17 protein-coding genes and 1 tRNA gene are annotated in these 16,262 nt (G+C 54.7%); 5 read left to right on the top strand and 13 right to left on the bottom strand.

Annotated elements, in window-relative coordinates:
- Window positions 1-106: 106 nt before the first annotated feature.
- The 6 genes from BFR47_RS13790 to BFR47_RS13765 all read right to left on the bottom strand — a co-directional run bounded on the left by BFR47_RS13790 (window position 107) and on the right by BFR47_RS13765 (window position 6,379).
- On the bottom strand, window positions 107-550 hold the full coding sequence (locus tag BFR47_RS13790) for an SLC5/6 family protein (RefSeq protein WP_071473602.1): 444 nt from the start codon (window positions 548-550) through the stop codon (window positions 107-109).
- Between the two features lie 51 nt (window positions 551-601).
- Window positions 602-1,999 carry an asparagine--tRNA ligase gene (gene asnS, locus BFR47_RS13785; protein ID WP_071473601.1) on the bottom strand — a complete coding sequence of 466 codons (1,398 nt, stop codon included), beginning with the start codon at window positions 1,997-1,999 and terminating at the stop codon, window positions 602-604.
- A gap of 61 nt (window positions 2,000-2,060) precedes the next feature.
- Window positions 2,061-2,825, bottom strand: coding sequence for a creatininase (locus BFR47_RS13780; RefSeq protein WP_071473600.1), 765 nt, complete (start codon window positions 2,823-2,825; stop codon window positions 2,061-2,063).
- A 14-nt stretch (window positions 2,826-2,839) separates the two neighbouring features.
- The gene (locus BFR47_RS13775) at window positions 2,840-4,435 is read right to left on the bottom strand and encodes a BCCT family transporter (RefSeq protein ID WP_071473599.1); all 1,596 of its coding nucleotides are present in this window, start codon (window positions 4,433-4,435) and stop codon (window positions 2,840-2,842) included.
- Between the two features lie 190 nt (window positions 4,436-4,625).
- Window positions 4,626-5,837 carry a M24 family metallopeptidase gene (locus tag BFR47_RS13770; protein WP_071473598.1) on the bottom strand — a complete coding sequence of 404 codons (1,212 nt, stop codon included), beginning with the start codon at window positions 5,835-5,837 and terminating at the stop codon, window positions 4,626-4,628.
- Window positions 5,838-6,001: 164 nt separating this feature from the next.
- A complete protein-coding gene (locus BFR47_RS13765) occupies window positions 6,002-6,379 on the bottom strand; it encodes a diacylglycerol kinase (RefSeq protein WP_071473597.1) in 378 nt (125 codons plus the stop codon).
- Between the two features lie 226 nt (window positions 6,380-6,605).
- Here BFR47_RS13765 and BFR47_RS13760 point away from each other — a divergent pair, with 226 nt between their 5' ends.
- Entirely contained in the window at window positions 6,606-8,312 is a 1,707-nt protein-coding gene (locus BFR47_RS13760) for a phosphoethanolamine transferase (protein WP_083399157.1), read from the top strand.
- A gap of 4 nt (window positions 8,313-8,316) precedes the next feature.
- Here the strand turns inward: BFR47_RS13760 and BFR47_RS13755 are convergent, their stop codons facing one another.
- The 4 genes from BFR47_RS13755 to BFR47_RS13740 form a co-directional block, all read right to left on the bottom strand.
- Window positions 8,317-9,546, bottom strand: a complete 1,230-nt coding sequence (locus tag BFR47_RS13755; RefSeq protein WP_071473596.1) for a sensor histidine kinase — start codon at window positions 9,544-9,546, stop codon at window positions 8,317-8,319.
- A 1-nt stretch (window position 9,547) separates the two neighbouring features.
- Window positions 9,548-10,222: a response regulator transcription factor gene (locus tag BFR47_RS13750; protein WP_071473595.1), complete on the bottom strand. Its 675-nt coding sequence runs from the start codon at window positions 10,220-10,222 to the stop codon at window positions 9,548-9,550.
- 9 nt (window positions 10,223-10,231) lie between these two features.
- Window positions 10,232-10,969: a UDP-2,3-diacylglucosamine diphosphatase gene (gene lpxH, locus BFR47_RS13745; RefSeq protein WP_245748933.1), complete on the bottom strand. Its 738-nt coding sequence runs from the start codon at window positions 10,967-10,969 to the stop codon at window positions 10,232-10,234.
- An 89-nt stretch (window positions 10,970-11,058) separates the two neighbouring features.
- Window positions 11,059-11,556, bottom strand: a complete 498-nt coding sequence (locus BFR47_RS13740) for a peptidylprolyl isomerase (protein ID WP_071473594.1) — start codon at window positions 11,554-11,556, stop codon at window positions 11,059-11,061.
- A gap of 146 nt (window positions 11,557-11,702) precedes the next feature.
- On the opposite strand from BFR47_RS13740, the gene cysS reads away from it, so the two are divergent.
- The 3 genes from cysS to BFR47_RS13725 all read left to right on the top strand — a co-directional run bounded on the left by cysS (window position 11,703) and on the right by BFR47_RS13725 (window position 14,155).
- Window positions 11,703-13,082, top strand: a complete 1,380-nt coding sequence (cysS, locus tag BFR47_RS13735; RefSeq protein ID WP_071473593.1) for a cysteine--tRNA ligase — start codon at window positions 11,703-11,705, stop codon at window positions 13,080-13,082.
- A gap of 126 nt (window positions 13,083-13,208) precedes the next feature.
- Complete coding sequence (locus BFR47_RS13730) at window positions 13,209-13,520, top strand: hypothetical protein (RefSeq protein ID WP_071473592.1); 312 nt, start codon at window positions 13,209-13,211, stop codon at window positions 13,518-13,520.
- 287 nt (window positions 13,521-13,807) lie between these two features.
- Window positions 13,808-14,155: a hypothetical protein gene (locus BFR47_RS13725; RefSeq protein WP_071473591.1), complete on the top strand. Its 348-nt coding sequence runs from the start codon at window positions 13,808-13,810 to the stop codon at window positions 14,153-14,155.
- Window positions 14,156-14,271: 116 nt separating this feature from the next.
- Here BFR47_RS13725 and BFR47_RS19195 read toward each other — a convergent pair whose 3' ends face one another.
- The 3 genes from BFR47_RS19195 to folD are packed head-to-tail and all read right to left on the bottom strand — an operon-like array spanning window position 14,272 to window position 15,996.
- Window positions 14,272-14,757 (bottom strand): ion transporter, encoded by a 486-nt coding sequence (locus BFR47_RS19195; protein ID WP_281245974.1) that lies wholly within the window; start codon window positions 14,755-14,757, stop codon window positions 14,272-14,274.
- Window positions 14,757-15,089 carry an ion transporter gene (locus tag BFR47_RS19190; protein WP_281245973.1) on the bottom strand — a complete coding sequence of 111 codons (333 nt, stop codon included), beginning with the start codon at window positions 15,087-15,089 and terminating at the stop codon, window positions 14,757-14,759. The genes BFR47_RS19195 and BFR47_RS19190 overlap by 1 nt, the downstream gene beginning before the upstream one ends.
- Window positions 15,090-15,138: 49 nt before the next feature.
- On the bottom strand, window positions 15,139-15,996 hold the full coding sequence (gene folD, locus BFR47_RS13715) for a bifunctional methylenetetrahydrofolate dehydrogenase/methenyltetrahydrofolate cyclohydrolase FolD (RefSeq protein ID WP_071473590.1): 858 nt from the start codon (window positions 15,994-15,996) through the stop codon (window positions 15,139-15,141).
- A gap of 183 nt (window positions 15,997-16,179) precedes the next feature.
- On the opposite strand from folD, the gene BFR47_RS13710 reads away from it, so the two are divergent.
- Window positions 16,180-16,256, top strand: a tRNA-Arg gene (locus BFR47_RS13710).
- Window positions 16,257-16,262 lie beyond the last annotated feature (6 nt).

Genomic DNA, 16,262 nt, shown 5'->3' with positions numbered 1-16,262 from the left:
ACCCGTGGTCATCGGATGATGTCAGCGATACAGAACCGGTCAATAACTCCTCAACTGACCAGCATAACGGAAGGCTCCGTCACTTTTATTCTGCCAGGTGGTGATATCAGCAGCTCCGTGCCACGGCGGAAGACGCCGCTCCCTGAGTCAGCTTGCTCACCGCCACATAGATGACGGACGAGGCCAGGCAACCATAGAGCGGCCCTTCCACCCAGCCCACATCGGTGAACAGCAGGAAACTGCCGCTGGTCAACAGACCGGTAAACATGGCCGCCAGCGCGCCCCAGGCATTCCCCTGCCAGAAAGAAGAGATAAACACCGGGCCTATCATCACCGCCAGCAGGGTGCCGGAGCCCAGAATGCCCAGCCAGGACAGCATGAAGGGCGGCGCGTACAGCATCATCAGGAAGCCGACGAAACCAAGAATGGCCACCCAGCTGCGGTTGATCCACAGGACACGACTGCTGCTGGCGCCGCTGTTGGGGAACAGCGCGGTACGCAGATCGTGAGACGCAGCACTCGACACCGTATGGGCGTTGTTAAAAGTCATAGGACTCTGTATACCTGACATTGGCCCTGATAAAAAATGGCTAAATCATCATCAGAAACTTGCATTTTTCGGTGTTCTGGGGAAAGGAATCACATCTCGCACGTTGCTTATACCTGTTACGTAGGCAACCATTCTTTCAAGTCCGAGTCCAAACCCGGAATGAGGTACAGTACCATATGTCCTGAGTTCCCTGTACCAACCGTAATCTTTTGGATTCATCCCCGCCTCAACAATTCTTTCGTCAAGAACATCTATCCTGTGTTCGCGTTGTGACCCCCCTATTATTTCGCCTATACCTGGTGCCAATACATCCATGGCTGCGACTGTTTTTCCATCATCATTCACTTTCATATAGAAAGCTTTTATTTCTTTGGGATAGTTAATGACTATAACGGGAGAATTAAAATGGATCTCAGTCAGATAGCGCTCATGCTCGGAAGAAAGATCCACTCCCCAATAGACAGGAAACTCAAACTTCTTACCGGAGTCAATTAGTATATCAACAGCCTCTGCGTAATCAACAGTGATAAAATCCATATTTATCAGCCTCTCCAATCGGGAGATTGCATTACTGTCAATATGCTTGACAAAAAAACTCATGTCATCTTGCCGCTCGATAAGGACTGCCTTGCAAATATATTTAAGCAATGACTCTGCAAGTTGAGCACTTTGCTCAAGATCCGCAAAGGCAATTTCAGGTTCTACCATCCAAAACTCGGCCAGGTGACGGCTGGTATTAGAGTTTTCCGCTCGAAAAGTAGGACCGAAAGTATAAACCTTGCTCAAGGCGCAAGCATATGTTTCAGTATTCAACTGCCCCGAGACGGTCAAAAAGGTTTCTTTTCCAAAAAAGTCTTCTTTAAAATCTACATGACCATTGGAATCCAAAGGGATATTATTAGGGTCAAGAGTTGAAACACGGAACATCTCTCCCGCACCTTCGCAGTCGGATGCGGTGATAATGGGTGTTGAAACCCACAAAAAACCCTGTTCGTTGAAAAATCGGTGAATAGCTTGAGATATGCAATTACGAACCCGAGTCATGCTTCCTATTATATTGGTGCGAGGCCTGAGATGGGCATGTTCACGTAAATATTCCATGCTATGTCTTTTTGAAGACATGGGATATGTCTCGGGATCTTTGACCCAGCCTACAACATGTACCTCTCTTGCCCTCAGTTCAACACTCTGCCCACTTCCTTTGGATTGAACAAGACACCCACGTGCAATAATTGAACATCCAGCCGTTACTTTAATAACTTCAGATTGATAATTAGATATTTCATCAGGAACAACTATCTGTAACGAATTAAAACAGGAGCCATCTGATAAATGAATAAAAGAAACGCCAGATTTTGAATCTCGCCTTGTCCTCACCCATCCCTTGACCGTTATCTCTGTACCTTCTGGAAGAGATGACGTTGAAATATCAGAAATTGAAACATCCATAACATGCTCTCTAATATCATAAAATAAAGGCAAGCCATGGATTTGGCTTGCCTTTCATTAATTAACTAAACCTTTCAGTAATAGACTGATAAATACCATCGACGCAAACATTGAACAACAATTCGCCATACTCTCGAGTGGCATTTTTTGCCGATGACAAGGTACCCGTACAAGGCACCCAGCTCTGATCTGCCGGGAATATATCATATGGAGGAAAGGTTGCCGGCTCGTGATGAACCACTTTATCCATATTCACACAGTCGGGATGCAAGTACAGCATTAGGGAAGTTTCAAGAACCCCACCATGCTCGACATCCCAGCCGGTAAAACCATCTGGGAACACTTTCTCAATGGTTTCCTGAGTCACGTAGTCCCAATATGACAGCAACATGACCTGGGCATCGATGCCTTCGTGTCTCAGATGTTCTAGTCCCAGCTCTATGCCTTCGACCAGAAACATCGAGTTTTCAAAGTGACCATTCACCAGAACAAACTTTCTGTTTCCATGTTTGGCATAAGCGACAATGACATCCTTTACGGTATCGATCATCGTCTTGCCATTGATGCAGGTTGTTCCAGGGAAGAAGTTACCTCCCCCTGACTTAACCTGGGACTTGTATCCATAAGAGATAGGTGGTGCGACCAGAATGGAGTCGGAATTCCTTGCCACTCCCTCCGATATTGCCTTGGGGATCAAAACGTCGGGATTCATTGACATATGAGGCCCGTGTTGCTCAATAGCTCCAATTGGCAACATAATGATGGCATGACCCTCTTTCGTTTTTTCTGCGTAGGTTTGCCAATCCATCAGTTCTAAATTAACCATACACTATACCTCTATTAATCTGATAATGACGCTTTATAAACCGGGCGTTCAGCCATGATTTTTAACTCATCCCTGACACCTTTGTATAGCGAACAGCACATCAGCAACATGATGACTGAGAAGGGCAATGCTGCGGCGATTGAAGCCGTTTGTAATGAACTAAGAGCAGCATCTCCTCCGACGACCAACAAAACAGAAGCAACAACACCTTGCATGACACCCCATATTATTCTGTGTCGATTCAAAGGACTTTCACAACCTTCGCTCATGATGGTTGTCAACACCAATGTACCCGAATCGGATGATGTTATGAAGTAGGTGGCTACCAGAATGGTACCGACAATCATGGCGCCTGTTGACAGATAACCGAGATCCATACCGGCAAAGGTGGCATACAGTGCCTTGGAAACATCACTGCTGACGACTGCGGCTATGCCTGCATCTTTAAATAAGTCAAGGTATAAGGCTGTGCCACCATAAGCTGCTATCCACACAAATGACAGAAGCGAGGATACACCTACTACACCCCATATAAATTCTCGAATAGTCCGGCCTCTGGATACTCTCGCCACAAAAACACCAACGAAAGGAGCCCAGGACATCCACCAGCCCCAATAGAATACGGTCCACCAGCCTTGCCACATACTTTTCCAGCTTGCATCTTCATCACCTACCCTGCTGGATGAACTTTCGACGAAAACGTTGAAGTTGAAGAACTGCATGATGTATTCAAAAGTGCCGCTAAAGAAGGTTTTTACAATGTAAAGGGTGGGGCCGAACAGGAAGAAAAACAGCAACAAGACAATGGTCAGCCACATGTTTCCTATCGAAAGATATTTCACGCCTTTTTTCAGACCGGTAAGCACCGAGATCAGGGCGCACAGGGTGATAACAACGATCAAAATCAGCTGAACAGAGGAACTTTGGGGGATACCCCATACCTCGGACAAGCCGGCATTGATCTGCTGCGCTCCCATACCCAATGAAGTAGCGATACCAAACAAGGTTGCAAAAACAGCGATAACATCGATTAACACCCCCCATTTCCCGGTCACTTTTTCACCAAACAAGGGGTACAAGGTATATCGAATACTGAGTGGTTTATCTAATCTGTAGCAGACAAAGGCTAAAGACAGCCCAACTACACAATATATAGCCCAGGCATTCAAACCCCAGTGGAAAAATGAAATGGCAATTGCAGAAGTTGCAGCAGCCTCATTAGTCACATCTGTAGAAAATGGCGAACCACTGGAGAAGTGAAACATTGGCTCGGCTATCGACCAGAAGATGATACCAATACCCTGACCCGCCGCATAAACCATGGCGAACCAGGCAAAGTATCCAAACTCGGGCTTATCATCGTCTCGCCCAAGCCGTATTTTCCCGTATTTGCTGAATCCGATCCAAATACAAAAGGCCAGAAAGAATGCCGCCAGCGAGATATACCAGAAATTGGCTGCTATCGTAATCACGGTTCTTACCTGGTCAACCATCAGTGATGATTGACTAGGAAAAGCAAGTGCGAATACAACCAGTGCCACTGTAATAGCTAGAGATATAAACATTATATGGGGATTTATACCCTTTAAAGGGCCTTCATTAAGAACCATAACTTTCTACTCCTTATCCTTAGAAGTGACATTCAATAGGCCTTTCCCTGTTTTTAGATATATCAGCATAATGATTTATGCTGTATTTCTATATCGTATATAAATTTTAATTCCCCACCTCATTTTCAACCAAAAATAACGATATACCTTCAAAGTTAAAAGCCCATCTGATGAGAGATGGGCTTTTTCCTTAGCCTTTAATGATGTTGTGCTCGGGCCCGAACGGGAAGCGGGTGATGTTTTCCACGCCGCTGTCGCTGATCACCAGAATGTCGTGTTCACGATAACCACCGGCACCCGGCATGCCTTCCGGCAGCATGATCATCGGCTCCATGGAGACCACCATGCCCGGCTCCAGTACCGTTTCGATATCTTCACGCAGCTCCAGACCCGCTTCACGACCGTAGTAGTGACTGAGGGTACCGAAGGAATGACCGTAGCCAAAAGTGCGGTACTGCAGCGCATCCTGCTCGGCGAAAATTTCGTTCAGCTCGTGGGCGATGTCGCAGCAGCGAGTACCGGCCTTGATCAGTTCCAGACCACGACGGTGTACCTTGCAGTTGAGCTCCCACAACTCCAGGTGACGGTCGGAAACATGCTCGCTGAACAGGGTACGTTCCAGCGCCGTGTAGTAGCCGCCGATCATCGGGAAGGTGTTCAGGCTCAGAATGTCGCCGGCTTCAATCTTGCGGCTGGTGACCGGGTTGTGGGCGCCGTCGGTGTTGATACCGGACTGGAACCAGACCCAGGTGTCCATCAGCTCGCCATGGGGGAAGGTTTTAGCAATTTCGCGCACCATGGCCTGGGTACCGGCCAGCGCCACTTCGTATTCCGGCACGCCCACGCCGATGGCGTCACGAATGGCGGCACCACCCACATCGGCGACCCGGGCACCCTGCTTGATCAGCGCGATTTCTTCCGCCGACTTGATCATGCGCATCTTCATGGTGGGCACGCCGATGTCGACGAATTCGGCGTCCGGCAAGGCGGCCTTCAGCTTGTCCAGGTTTTGCAGGCTCAGGTGGTCGAATTCCACGCCCACGCGCCGGGCACCGCCGATCAGCGACTTGACCGCATGGAAGAAGTTGTCTTTCTGCCAGTCGGTATACACCAGGTTGTCGCCCAGGGCGTTGCGACGGTAAGGCTGGCCACCGTCGATGTTGGCGGTAATGGTGGTGTGAATGTGCTGGGTCACGGCCAGGCCGTAGTCACGGCCGAAGCGGCAATAGACGAAGTCACTGAAATAGTTGATGTTGTGATAAGAAGTAAACAGCACGGCATCGACATCGTGAGCGGCCATGTAGCCGCGCAGTCTGGACTGACGTGAGGTCATTTCTTCGTTGGAAAACATGCCCCGGACTTTTTCGCCGTTGGGAATATTCAGGGTCTGTGGCATTTGCATGATAAGGCTTCCTTCCTCTATGACAGTAACAGGGTTGACTGCGCCGCTGAAACAACCGGACCTGGCGCATGACCTGATACTAAGTTCGGCCTCGTCATAACAGAAATGAATAATTTAAATCCTGCCATTAACAACGTTAATGGTATGTTAAGCGCCGATGGGTGTCACCGGAATAAAAACACCGTATCGAGCCACACCAGCCCCCAGACCAGCCCCATCAGCAGCATGGTCAGCAGCACCGCCGCCGAGCCCATGTCCTTGGCCCGGCCCGACAGCTCGTGATGCTCGGGGCCGATGCGATCCACCACCGCCTCCAGCGCCGAGTTGAGCAGCTCCACTATCGGTATCAGCATCAGGCTGCCAATCAGCAACAGGGTTTCCACCACTCCCGGGTGCCAGATCAGCGCCACCGGCAGCAACACCGCCACCAGCCAGCATTCCTGACGAAAGGCCGCTTCATGCCGATAGGCACTCTTCAGCCCCTGCAACGAATAGCCACCGGCGGCAATGATACGCGCCAGTCCTGTTTTTCCTGGTTTCATAAGAGCAGTTCCATTTTGTTGGTGTGGTTTGTTTCGGCTGGTCAGCCTTCACGAGGCCGTCGATTATATGTCGAAGCGTCCTGCGCCAGCCAGCAAGGGTCTCATCATGCTTCGGGCCCGGTGAAAAAAAGGTCGAAAAACGGCGGCCGGATTTGACCTTTTTTTTACCTGGTCGGGCATAGCATGGGGTAATCGTCATCATTTTACCTCTAACAGGGAGCCGCCCATGGCCTCATTAACCGAGTCATCAAACAAGCCGACACCCAGGCAAATATCATCAAAAACCGGGCTGTCACTGACACCGACCCGCCTGGTCTTTTTGGTCTCCTGCTACTTTTTTCTGGTGCTGAATGTGGCTCTGCTGACCAGACTGGTTACCATTATCGGCAGCCTGGAGCAGGTTCGTCTCGGCTTCCTGCTCACCATCCCCTTGTTTTTCGTCGCCTGCTTCAACGTCATTTTCAGCCTGCTCACCGTTTTTCGTGGCGAAAAACCGGTACTGGTGTTGTTTATTCTGGTGTCATCCCTGCTGAATTATGCCATGTACAACTACGGCACCATTGTGGACCGGGACATGATCGTCAATATCCTGGAAACCAACAGCGGCGAGGCCAAATCCTATCTCAACCTCACCGCCGTGCTCTGGTTTGTGCTGACCGGCCTTCTGCCGGCGGCGCTCATCCTGAAGCTGAACATTCGGCGCAGCACCGTCGTTCGTGAGCTGGGGATGAAGTTCGCTTCCGTCACGGTGTCGATCGTGGTGATCCTGCTCGTCGCCGCGTTTTACTACAAGGACTACGCCTCGGTCGGGCGCAACAATCACTATCTCGACAAGATGATCATTCCAACCCACTTCTCCCACAGCCTTTATGGCTATGTAAACGAGAAATACTTCAAGGAAGACATTCCCTACCGGACGCTGGGGGAAGACGCCACGCTGACCGCTCAGGCGCAAGACGGCCGCAAACATCTGCTGGTGCTGATGGTGGGCGAGACCGCCCGGGCCGACAATTTTCAACTCGGCGGCTACGAGCGCGACACCAATGCCTTTACCCAGCCACTGGGGGTCACCTATTTTGAGCAGGTGTCTTCTTGCGGTACCGCCACCGCGGTGTCGGTGCCCTGCATGTTCTCGCGCCTGTCGCACCGGGATTTTTCCGACACCCAGGCTGCCAATCAGGATAACCTGATGGATATCGTGCAGCGGGCCGGCGTCAACACCCTGTGGTTGGAAAACGACGGCGGCTGTAAAGGCGTCTGCGGCCACATCAAGACCATCGAGTTCAAACCCGATGCCACCAATCCGGTCTGTGACGGTGACTACTGCCAGGATCAGGTGCTGCTGGACGGACTACGCGCCCAGCTCGACCAGCTCAGCGGGCAAAACAACATCATGGTGCTGCACATGGTGGGCAGCCACGGTCCGACCTATTACAAACGCTACCCCGCCGAATTTTCCCACTTTCAGCCGGATTGCCAGCGCAGCGACATCCAGAATTGCGACGCCCGCCAGCTGAACAATACCTATGACAACACCCTGTATTATTCCGATTACATCATGAGTGAGGTGATCAAGTTACTGCAGCAACGGCAGGACTTGAGCACGGGGATGCTGTATGTGTCGGATCATGGGGAGTCGCTGGGTGAGTCGGGCCTGTATCTGCATGGCATGCCCTATTCGCTGGCCCCCACAGAGCAGACCCACGTGCCCATGCTGACCTGGTTTTCCGACGCCTTTGTGGCCGACAAACAGCTGGATGAACAATGTCTGGGACAAGCGGCCAATACCAACGCCTATTCGCACGACAACCTGTTTGACTCCATTCTCGGCTTGATGGACATCTCGACCGAGCTCTACCGGCCGGAAATGGATCTGTTCAATGACTGCCGAGGCCAGGGCCGGCTGGCACTGAATCAGACCGCGTCAAAATAAACCGTCACCCGGGTGCCGGCGGGCGCATTGGCCTCGATTGCCAGCCGCCAGCCTGGTGCTCGCAGATGCGCTCGACGATGGCCAGCCCCAGCCCGAAACCGGCGGGGTTGGCTTCGCTGACCCCACGGGTGCGTACCCGGTCCTGCACACCGGCGGCAATGCCGCTGCCGGTATCGGATACCTGCAGATAATGCGCATCCAGCCGAACACGGATTTCACCCTCGGCGGTGTGCTGCATGGCATTGCGCAGCAGGTTGTTCAGCACCGCTATCATCATGGTCGCCGGGCGCTGCCCCACTTCGCCGTTGTCTTCAAGCTGCAACGCCAGCCCCCTGGCCTCGGCCAGCGGTTGCCAGTGGGCCAGTTGCCGGGCGGCGATGTCCGTCAGCGGTTGCTCGTCATCTTTGCCGGACAGCGAGTCGGGAGTGCGGGACAGCTGTAAAAACAACTCCGTCTGCTGCTGCATCTGCTGCAGGGCACCGTCGATTCGCTGCAACTGGCGCAGCCCGGCCGCATGCGGCTCGCTTTCCTTCAGCATGTCGACCGCCCCCCGAATGACCATCATGGGGGTACGCAGCTCATGGCTGGCGTTGGCAGAAAACTGCTGCTCCCTGAGCAGCAACTCATTCACCCGCAGCACATAACGGTCGAAGCTGCGCGCCAGCCGGCCGGTTTCATCCGCCGGGTAGTTCATCTCGAGTCGGCGGCCGGGCTGTTGCGGCAAGGTGGCCACCTCGGCGGCGAGTCGCGACACCGGCTGCAAGATCTGCCGGCTCAAACGCCGGGACAAGATGAAGCCCAGCCCCCACACCAGCAGAACGCCGAGGCTGACCCCGGCCAACACCATCAGCTCGTAACGCTCGAACTCGCTCTGATCCTGCACCAGCACATGGATCCAGCCGCCGTCATGACGCACGAACAGGTTATAGGCCTTGCCGGGCAGCAGCACCTCGTGCCCGCCCTGGGGATAACCGCGAAACGCCTCCGGCAACCGCTGCTGATCGGCCCTGGGCAGCTTGTAATAGGTGGTATCGGTCATCGGCAATACCAGCGGTGTGGTGACCGCCTGATGGTTACGGATCTGGTCACTCAGATCGCTTTGCAGGTGGTTGTAAAACAGGGTGTCTTCAAACCAGAAGATCAGCAGCACCATGCCCACCGCCGCCAGAGAGCTGATGGCCACTATCACCAGGTTCAACGCCAGTTGCAGCCGGGATTTGATGGTCATCGGCATCTTAGTCGTCCCCGGCCACCAGCCGGTAACCCAGGCCGTGCACGGTGTGCAGCAAGGCACTGTCGAAGGGCTTGTCCAGCTGGCTGCGCAACAGATAAATGTGGGATTTGAGGCCATCGCTGTCGGGCGGATCATCGGCCCACAGCTCGGCGATCAGGGTCTCACGGCTCACCACATGGGGTGAATGGCGCATCAGTATCTCGAGCAGCTTCAGGCACTTGGGATTGAGGCTGAGCAATTGTCCGCCACGGCTGGCCTGACGGAGGTCGAGATCCAGGCTCAGCTCCGCCACCTGCAACCGCCGCACCTGTTGTTTCTGGCTGCGTTTGAGTACCGCCTGAATACGCGACCACAACTCGGGCAAGGCGAAGGGTTTCACCAGATAATCGTCGGCTCCCACCTCGAAACCGCCGAGTTTGTCGTCCAGGGTATCCCGCGCGGTCAGCATCACCACCGGCAGCGGATTCTGTTCGGCACGCAACTGCCGGCACAGCGCCAGGCCATCCATTCCCGGCAGGGATAAATCCAGCACCAGCAGATCATATTCCTGTTGCCGGAGCTGATTCAGTGCGGCGGCCCCGTTGTACATGGCATCCACCACGCAGTGTTTCAGGGTCAGGTAATCGACGATATTCACCAGAATATCCGGATTGTCTTCCACCACCAGAATACGCATTGTGGCTCCTCAGCCTGCCGGCAGGATTCTGCTCTGCAATTCCACCCCTTTGGGGGTGACCACCAGTACGCTGCCCTGAGTGTACCAATCACCCAGCACGATGCGCCGGGCGGGCTCGTCCTCGATACAGAGCTGATGAATGGCGGGTCTGTGGGTATGGCCGTGAATGAGCGAACGCACCTGATAATGCTGCATTTGGCGCTCGACCTCGGCCTGATTCACATCCATCACCTGCATCACCTTGTTTTCCTTGGATTCGGCGCTTTTGCCACGAATGCCGTCGGCAATCCGCATCCGCCGGCTGAGTGGCAACCGCAGAAACAGCCATTGCAGCCAGCGCCAGCGGGTGATGCGGCGATAGCGCTGATAACCGGCATCGTCGATGCAAAGGGTATCGCCGTGCATGATCAGGGTCGGCTCGCCGTAGAGGTCAATGACCTGATGCTCGGGCAGCAGCGTCATGCCGGCTTCGCGGGCAAAGCGGCGACCGACCATGAAATCCCGGTTGCCGTGAATGAAATACACCGGCGTGCCCTGCTCGCCGCAGGCCCGGAACGCCGCCGCTACCTGGTCGTTCAGCTCGCTCGGTTCGTCGTCACCGATGGAGAACTCGAACAGGTCTCCCAGCACATACAGCGCCTCGGCCTGGTTCGCTTCCTCCCGCATGAAGCGCAGAAAGGCGGCAGTAATGTCCGGGCGCCCGGCGCTCAGGTGCAAATCTGCAATAAAGAGAGTGGTCTGGTTCAAGGGCAGGCTCATGATTTTAAAAAGGGTTAAAAATGCCCGCTCAAGGGCGGGCATTTTTTATTCATGACGATGTTCGCCAGACAAAAGACTTATTCGCTGACGGTCACGCCGGTGATCAGCACGTCGTCTACCGGCACGTCCTGATGCATGTAACCACGGGTACCGGTGGCCACACCCTTCAGCTTGTTGACCACGTCCATGCCTTCAACCACTTCACCGAACACACAGTAGCCGTAGCCCTGGCTGGTGGCGGACTTGAAGTTCAGGAAGTCGTTGTCGTTGACGTTGATAAAGAACTGGGCGGTGGCGGAGTGCGGCTCCATGGTACGTGCCATGGCGACGGTACCGACCTTGTTGGACAGACCGTTGTCGGCTTCATTCTTGACCGGAGCACGGGTTTCCTTTTCTTCAAAACCGGGGCCGTAACCGCCGCCCTGGATCATGAAACCGTCGATGACGCGGTGAAACAGGGTGTTGTCGTAGTGGCCATCGCGGCAGTATTGCAGGAAATTGGCCACGGTCTCCGGGGCCTTGTCGGCGAACAGGTTCAGGGTGATGTCGCCATAAGTAGTGTGCAGTGTGACCATGATAATTATCCAGATAAGTAGGTTCAGGGTCCGATTTTAACGCAAGCGGCCGCTTTAGCGAACCCCCAGGGTCGCAAGGCTTGCACCGAATGGCCATTAAAGGTTCAATACGTATCGACTAATACTCCTCACCAAGACGTGGAATCATGCTAAAAATCTACAACTCCCTGACCCGACAAAAAGAAGAATTCATCCCTCTGGTACCCGGCAAGGTCGGCATGTACGTCTGTGGTGTCACCATTTACGATCTCTGCCATATCGGCCATGGCCGTACCTTCGTCGCCTTCGACGTGGTTACCCGCTACCTGCGCTACCAGGGTTACGACCTGACGTTTGTGCGTAACATCACCGACATCGACGACAAAATCATCAAACGTGCGGCCGAAAACGGTGAAAGCTGTGACGCCCTGACCGAGCGGCTCACCGCCGACATGTACCGCGACTTCGACGCCCTGCATATCGCCCGTCCCGACATCGAGCCCAAGGCCACCCAGCACATTCCCGAAATCATTAGCATGGTGCAGACCCTGCTCGAAGACGGCCATGCCTATGTGGCCGATAACGGTGACGTGCTGTTTGAAGTGAGCAGCTTCAACGACTACGGCAAGTTGTCGGGCCAGAATCTGGATCAATTGCAGGCCGGCGCCCGGGTCGAGGTGGAGCTGGCCAAGCGCAGCCCGCTCGATTTCGTGCTGTGGAAGCAGTCCAAGCCCGGCGAGCCGAGCTGGGAATCTCCCTGGGGTCCGGGTCGTCCCGGCTGGCACATCGAATGTTCGGCCATGAACGGCAAGCACCTGGGCAAGCATTTCGACATTCACGGCGGCGGCTCGGATCTGCAGTTTCCGCACCACGAAAACGAAATTGCCCAGAGCTGCTGTGCCAACCACAGCCCCTATGTCAACACCTGGATGCATTCGGGCATGGTGATGGTGGATCAGGAAAAAATGTCCAAGTCATTGGGCAACTTCTTCACCATCCGCGACGTGCTGGGGCATTTTGACGGCGAAACCATCCGTTATTTCCTGCTCTCCGGCCACTATCGCAGCCAGCTCAACTACTCGGACGACAACCTGAACAAGGCCCGCACCGCGCTGGAGCGCTTCTATACCGCCCTGCGCGGACTGCCGGTGATCGAGGCGGCGGGTGGCGAGGAGTTTGTGACTCGCTTCAAGACCGCCATGAACGACGACTTCAATACGCCCGAAGCCTACTCGGTGCTGTTTGATCTGACTCGTGAAATCAACCGACTCAAGGGCAAGGACGACGCCACCGCCGCCGGGCTGGCCGGTCGACTGCGCGAACTGGCAGGGGTGCTGGGCCTGCTGCAGCAGGATCCCGAGACCTTTCTGCGCGGCGATGCCGGCGCCGATGACGAGGTGGCCGAAATCGAGCGTCTGATCCAGGCACGTCTGGATGCCCGCAAGAACAAGGACTGGGCCGCCGCCGACGCGGCACGGGACAGCCTCACCGCCATGGGCATCGTGCTGGAAGACGGCCCCGAGGGCACCCGCTGGCGCCGTAAATAACACGCCCGTGCGGCTATTTGCCTGCGGCGGCAGACCTTGAAATCATCATCATGGGCACCATAATTGGTGCCCTGTTTTTTTGGCAAGCCATTACGGCCAACACCAACTTGTTCAAGGAGCCTTGCAATGCGAACCTTTCTTCCCGCCGTATTCCTGTCCGCCCTGCTCGGCCTGACCGGCTGTGAGCCGGAAGGTCCGGCGAGTGATATCGGCGATAACATCGATGAGGTGGTGAATAATACCGTGCCATCTGCGCCACCTTCGCAGCATGCCACCGAGACAGCGGACAGCCAGCCGGAGCCTGAAGTGATCGAGCAGCAGAAAGCGCAGATCGAGGAGACCGTACAGGAGGCCTCGCAGGAAGCGCAGGAAGCGCAGGAAGCGCAGGAAGCGCAGGAACGTCTGGATGAAATACTGGAACACACCCTGGAGCCCTGACAGGCAGGCCGCAGCCACCGGTTGCGGCCTTTTCAATCCCGGTGTCGCTTCTTTTCGGAGCAACAAATGACAACCCTCGTCATATTGTCACCACCATCTGCCGCGAGACCTGCGTCAACCTGATTCGCAATCATCCATTAATAATTGATTTATATGCCTATTTTAAAATAGCCCGGTATTTTTAAATCCTTGACCTACTGTTGTTTCCCCGGTGTCTGCGCTATTACTAGTAAGGTAAAACAAAATAGCGGCTCCGGCCGCCAACTATCCCCAGCGAGGAGCAGAAGATGAAGAAATCATGGCTTAATGTGTTGTTATTGACCTCTGTGACCGCTTTTGGCATGGCCGCCTGTGATAACAAGGGCGGCGCCGAGCAGGCTGGCGAAAAGATGGATGAAGCCATCGAAAATGTGCAGGAGCAGAGCCAGGAAATGGCTGACGAAACACAAGAAGCTCTGGGTATGGAAGAACAGGGCACCATGGAAAAAATGGGCGAGCAGCTGGATGAAGCTGCCGACAGCCTCAAGGACACCGTCAGCGAACAGGCGGCAGAAATGGAGCAGGCCATGGATGACGCCGCGGCCGAAGCCGACCGCAAGCTGGACGCCCTGATGGACGACAGCAAAGAGCAATAATCACTGACAAGGGAGCCGAGGCTCCCTTTATTGGTATTCATGTGCGCCGTGGTAGCTGAGGGTATCGCCTCCGGGCCGAGTCCCCAAAGGTGCACAGGTGCTTCCCGGGATTGATATTAATCCTGCGGCAGCTCCATTTCTCCCCCGCAATACTTGCAATAACTGGCATCCTGATCATGCCCGCCCTTGTCACACTGGGGGCAATGACGATGATCGTATTCCCGCCGCATTTCCCGCCCCAGCTCGGCACTGAGAATACCGGTAGGCACCGCAATAATGGCGTAACCCATCAGCATGGTGACGGCGGCAATGGCCTGACCCAGCGGGGTCTGCGGCGTGATATCGCCAAAGCCGACGGTGGTGATGGTGACGATGGCCCAGTAAATACTGAGGGGGATGCTGGTAAACCCGTTTTCCGGCCCTTCCACCACATAGAGCAGCGAGCCGAACAGGGTGACCAGGATAAAGAGGCTGCTGAAGAACACCAGGATCTTGCGCCGGCTCTGATTGAGCGAGCGCAGCAGTACATTGGCCTCGTTGACGTAACGCATCAGCTTGAGAATGCGGAAAATCCGCAATACCCGCAGCAGACGTATCATCATCAGCAGGCTGGCACCGGGAATGAAGATGGCCAGATAGGTCGCATCACCGCCAGCAGGTCGATAATGCCGTAAAAGCTGCGGACATAGGCGAGCCGGTTCTGGGAGCAATAGACCCGCACGCCGTATTCCAGGGTAAAAGCCAGGGTAAAAAACCACTCCAGCCCGTACAGGACATCACCGTATTGCGCCCGCACCGAACCTATCGAGTCCAACAGCAATACGGCGATAGACAGCAGAATGGTCACGATAAGGGCAATATCGAAGCGGCGGCCCGCCGGAGTTTCGGTACCAAAGATTACCGTGTAGAGCATATCCTTGTCGGGCCACTGCATGGGTTGTCCTTATTGGTGCTGTTACCAGATTCCTGCTGACGACCTCGGCTTACAGATCGTGATAACGCTCGCAGGCGATCAGGGTGTTTTCAATCAGCGAGGCCACCGTCATCGGACCCACGCCGCCGGGCACCGGGGTAATATAGGAGGCGCGCTCGGCGGCCACCGCATATTCCACATCGCCCACCAGTCGACCGTCGTCCAGCCGGTTGATGCCCACATCGATCACCACGGCACCGGGCTTGACCCAGTCACCGGGAATAAAGTTCGGTTTACCTACCGCCACCACCAGCAGGTCGGCTCTTTCCACCTGCGCCTGGAGATCTTCGGTAAAACGATGGCAGGTGGTAGTGGTGCAACCGGCCAGCAGCAGTTCCAGGGTCATGGGCCGACCCACGATATTGGATGCGCCCACCACCACGGCGTTAAGACCGTGGGTCTTGATGTGGCTGCGCTCAATCAACGTCATGATGCCCTTGGGGGTGCAGGGACGCAGCGCGGGAATACGCTGGGCCAGACGGCCGACATTGTACGGATGGAAACCGTCCACATCCTTGTGGGGATGAATGCGTTCGATCACCAGGGTGCTGTCGATATGGGCCGGCAATGGCAACTGCACCAGAATACCGTCGATGCTGGTGTCTTCGTTCAGCTCATCGATCAGTTTCAGCAATTGCTGCTCTGTGGTGTCCATAGGTAAATCGTAAGACTTGGAAACAAAACCGACCTCTTCACAGGCCCGGCGTTTGCTGCCGACATAGACCTGAGAGGCCGGATTGGCACCAACCAGTATCACCGCCAGGCCCGGCGCGCGTTTACCCGCGCTGATCCGTTCGGCCACACGTTCGGCCACCTGACTGCGTACCGCCTTTGCAATCGCTTTTCCATCGATGATTTGAGCTGACATCTGCGTTTATTCTCCCCTTTAAAAATCTGCGGCAATTGTCGCACTTTTTGCCGACTTTGGTAAGCAAGCGCCCGTGGCTTTATCCGTCACGCCGGTCGGATAAAGCCGTTGACCCCCGTAAAGCAAATAGGTATTATCCCGCCCCGTTACGTCGCAGCCCTGCTGCAGCGGATACGCCCAAAAGCGCCCTTAGCTCAGCTGGATAGAGCACCCGCCTTCTAAGCGGGTGGTCGCAGGTTCGAGTCCTGCAGGGCGCGCCATCTTTG

The sequence above is a fragment of the Oceanisphaera psychrotolerans genome (assembly GCF_001870485.1).
In the GTDB taxonomy this organism is placed as follows: Bacteria; Pseudomonadota; Gammaproteobacteria; order Enterobacterales; family Aeromonadaceae; genus Oceanimonas; species Oceanimonas psychrotolerans.
This window is presented reverse-complemented; position numbering and strand designations above follow the sequence as displayed.